The organism is Microcoleus sp. (genome assembly GCF_049646505.1).
Taxonomy (GTDB): Bacteria; Cyanobacteriota; Cyanobacteriia; order Cyanobacteriales; family Microcoleaceae; genus Microcoleus.
Genome location: NZ_JBARVX010000045.1, coordinates 1 through 3,756 on the forward strand (window position 1 = coordinate 1; position 3,756 = coordinate 3,756).

3 protein-coding genes, 1 pseudogene and 1 riboswitch are annotated in these 3,756 nt (G+C 48.5%); all 4 genes and pseudogenes read right to left on the reverse strand.

Translation table 11 applies throughout. From position 1 onward, the window contains the following. Positions 1 to 229, reverse strand: a pseudogene (locus WBA89_RS02570) (photosystem II q(b) protein); the annotation flags it as partial. Positions 230 to 457: 228 nt separating this feature from the next. Continuing rightward, the gene (locus WBA89_RS02575) at positions 458 to 1,168 is read right to left on the reverse strand and encodes a precorrin-2 C(20)-methyltransferase (RefSeq protein WP_424403795.1); all 711 of its coding nucleotides are present in this window, start codon (positions 1,166 to 1,168) and stop codon (positions 458 to 460) included. After that, complete coding sequence (locus tag WBA89_RS02580) at positions 1,165 to 1,794, reverse strand: precorrin-8X methylmutase (protein ID WP_424403799.1); 630 nt, start codon at positions 1,792 to 1,794, stop codon at positions 1,165 to 1,167. Before WBA89_RS02580 ends, WBA89_RS02575 begins: the two co-directional genes overlap by 4 nt. 254 nt (positions 1,795 to 2,048) lie before the next feature. Further along, positions 2,049 to 3,551 (reverse strand): precorrin-3B synthase, encoded by a 1,503-nt coding sequence (cobG, locus tag WBA89_RS02585; RefSeq protein WP_424403797.1) that lies wholly within the window; start codon positions 3,549 to 3,551, stop codon positions 2,049 to 2,051. Then, positions 3,538 to 3,617, reverse strand: a riboswitch (adenosylcobalamin-variant (AdoCbl-variant) riboswitch). It overlaps the preceding gene by 14 nt. Positions 3,618 to 3,756: the final 139 nt, after the last annotated feature.

The window sequence follows — 3,756 nt, forward strand, 5'->3', positions numbered from 1 at the left end:
TGTTGTTGCCGAACATCAAGGAACCTGCAACAGGTTCGCGGATGCCGTCAATGTCTACGGGAGGGGCTGCGATGAATGCAGTGATGTAGCAGATTGTGGCTGTCAGTAGTGTAGGAATCATCAGGACTCCGAACCAACCTACATAGAGGCGGTTGTCGGTCGAAGTGACCCAGTTACAAAACTGGTCCCACAGGTTGGCGCTTTCGCGCTGCTGTAAGGTGGCTGTCATGTATTTATGATTGCGTTATTTGGTTTTCAATGTTCGTGACGGCTTTGTGTTCCGCCATGTAAATAAATATAAAGCATATTCTCAGGTTTGTAAAGGCCTGTAACGACAGTTAAGCTGATGAGAATGATAATTTTTACTTATCTTCTTGAAGAAAGCTGGGTAAATGGGCAAGAATGCACAAAAAAACAGGAAAAGCCTGGAAGCTTGTCGCCTTCAGGCATGGAAATATTAAGATACAGACTTTTGTTGGCTGGGTATCATCACCAGCGCCCAATAGGGAACTTCCGCCGGATCGACATCTGCGATCGCCTTAATTCGCTGATTTGGCATAGTTGCGCGTTCTATATATAGTGCGCGATCGAACTGTCCCAACTCAATCAGCACCTCCCGGACTTTCGCAAAGTGCCTCCCCAGCTTAATAATCACAGCAGCATCAACCAGCGCCAGCCGATCGCGCAAAACATCCGCATCCAGCGTCGCAGGCATAATACTCAACACATCGTTGCGGTAAGTTAACGGTACTCCCAGCGCACTCGCACTCGCCATAGTCGAAGAAATTCCCGGCACAACTTCGGTAGTAAACTTTCCCGACAAACGGTTGAACAAATACATAAACGAGCCGTAGAGAAAAGGCTCGCCCTCGCACAAAACCGCCACATCCCGGCCCTCGGTGAGGTGGGCGGCAATTTTCTCGGCAGCAACATCATAATAAGGTTGGGACGATCGCGTCGGACTAAAAGGCAGCGGCATCGGAATCTCAATTTGTTCTGGACGCAAATAATCTGCGACGATCGCCCGCGCCAGCACCTTACCATTTTCCATCGCCGGATATGCAATGACCGGCACCGATTGCAAAATCCGATAAGCTTTCAAAGTAATCAATTCCGGATCGCCAGGGCCGATGCCCAATCCGTACAATTTACCAGCAGTCTCAGTCATAATTCGTCCTCTTTAGCTAACGCATTCACGGCCGCCGTTGCCATTGCACTGCCACCGCGCCGCCCCTGCAGCGCGATAAACGGCACTCCCCGACTGTTGGCTGCGAGTTCGGCTTTAGATTCCGCCGCCCCCACAAATCCTACCGGGAAACCGAGAATCAAGGCAGGTTTGGGGGCTCCAGCATCCAGCATTTCCAGCAGTCGGAACAAAGCAGTCGGGGCATTGCCAATGGCCACCACCGCACCATCTAAGTTATCTAGCCACAAATCCAGTGCCGCAGCCGATCGAGTATTGCCGATTTGGCGCGCCAACTCCGGGACATCGGGATGCCAGAGGGTGCAAATCACCTGATTGTTAGCAGGAAGCCGCTTGCGGGTGATGCCTTCGGCTATCATTCGCGCATCGCACAAAATCGGCGCGCCTGCGGAAAGGGCTTGACGCCCGCAGGTAGCTGCGCCGGGGGAAGCTGCTAAGTCTGTAACGATGTCGATCATTCCGCAACTGTGAATTAGTCGCACGGCGACGGATTCTAAGTCTGGCGGCAATTTTGACAAGTCTGCTTCGGCGCGGATTGTGGCGAAGGATTTTGTGTAGATTTCTGTTCCGTCTCGGATGTAGTCAATCATTAAAATAATTGGGAATTGGGAATTGGGAATTGGGAATTGGGAATTGGGAATTGGGAATTGGGAATTGGGAATTGGGCATTGGGCATTGGGCATTAAAAGACTGTACTTAACTTTATTTGAAATTGTTATTATGGGTAGTTTGTTTGATTGATGAAATAGCTTTTTAAATGAACCGCGAAGGCGCTAAGGGCGCGAAGTAAGAAAGAGAAGGGGAGATGATTACAATTTTTCGGTTTTAATGGATATTTTTTGTTTTAATTCTGATTTTCTGGGCTAAGTAATTTTTGCAATTTGTCGATCGCCCATCGATCGCAAAATTCGCCAAATGACTCGCCCGGTTCTCGCAATTGCTGGTAGGCGCGCAGCATTTGCTCGATCGCGCGGGGCATTTCGGCTACAGTCACGGCGGGGAAGATTTGCCGTCCAAAGGGCTGGTCTTTTTTACCTACATAAATGTTGTAACCTGCGATCGTCTGGTTTTCCTGCTCAATCTGAATTCCGATTAGGGTGATGTCCATTGGCTGGTGTTGGGCGCAGGATTTTTCGCAGCCGCTGAAATGGATATTGATCGATCGGTCGATCGTCAGTTTTTGCGCTAAATCCTTGGCCATTGTTAGGGCGTGACTTTGAGTATCTGTCGCCGCCGACGCGCAGCCGCTACTACCGGCGCAAGCAACTAAGCAGGAATCTAGATTAGTTGCGGATGAGTGCAATCCTAAATCGGCGATTTGCTGTTTGACTTCAGAAACTTGGGAGTTGGGGATGTCGGAAATCAGCAGATTTTGCCACGGTGTAAGCCTCAGAGTGCCGCTGGCGAGATTTTGGGCTAAGTTTGCCAAATTCCGCAGTTGCTTTGATTCTAGCTTGCCTAGAGGCAGGGCAATGCCGATGTAGGAGAAATCCGACTGTTGCTGACGGTGGATGCCGAGATTGGCGTTGGGTTCGATCGCCTTTTCTGAAAGTTCGATCGCGCTTCGCCCCAAGGAAAACGGCAATTTTGTCTCTACTTTTTCGAGATAATTTTCAACGCCCCAATCGGCTAGCAAGTGCCGCAAGCGCGGTTTTTTGCCATCAATTCGCGGTCGATTTTTGGTATATTCCAGATAGATATTAGCGAGGGTTGCTAATACTAAAATAGTTTGCGATTGTTCGATAATAATTCCTGTATTGCTGTTCAAATACAGGCAAAAAACTATTTCAAAATTTGTCGAATTCCTTTCTGCTACTAATAAAATATCGTTCCGTAAATTGCGGATTGAAACTAATTCTCCGCCATCAAAACCAATGCTGAATTTAGCCGAAAGTTCTGCTAATTCGGGATGTGTTTGCAGGTAATCGTCCCAAGCTTTCACTAGGGGGCGAGTATCGAGTAACTGCTGTCGGTCGATTCCTGCTGTCGGGCTTGCCATCATATTGCGAATCGGGTCAACTTCTACGCGACGAGATGCTAATCCCAATTCCTGCAAATCTTGCCAAACTTCTGGGGGAATTTCTGAGTGCAATTCTCGGATTTGCAAATTTGCCCGATTTGTGATTTGCAAATAGCCGGTACTGTAGCGATCGACTAAATTGGCGATCGACCAACACTGCGGTACAGTTAAAATTCCCCCCGGAATTCGCATCCTCGATAAAACTCCGTCGCGGGCGCGGGAACCGTAAAATAGACCGGGACAAGTTGGTAAATCAGTCAAAACTAACAAATAATCTCCTCCCCGTGCGACGCAGGGAATGTAAAGTAAACTTCCTGAAATCGGCATTCTGACTTTCACAGTTGCGGCACAGCGCCGGAATTGCACCGGACTTTCCCACTTTCAGGTTTAAGAAATGTATCATATCATTTCCGGTGTGCGATTCGTTTAACCTAAATGGGTAGGTTTTCCTATCCAGGGACGGTTAGCCTAACTCTCAACGGAGTTAGTGATAACTGATTACACTTATGGGTGAGGCATTAAGTCAAGTCCC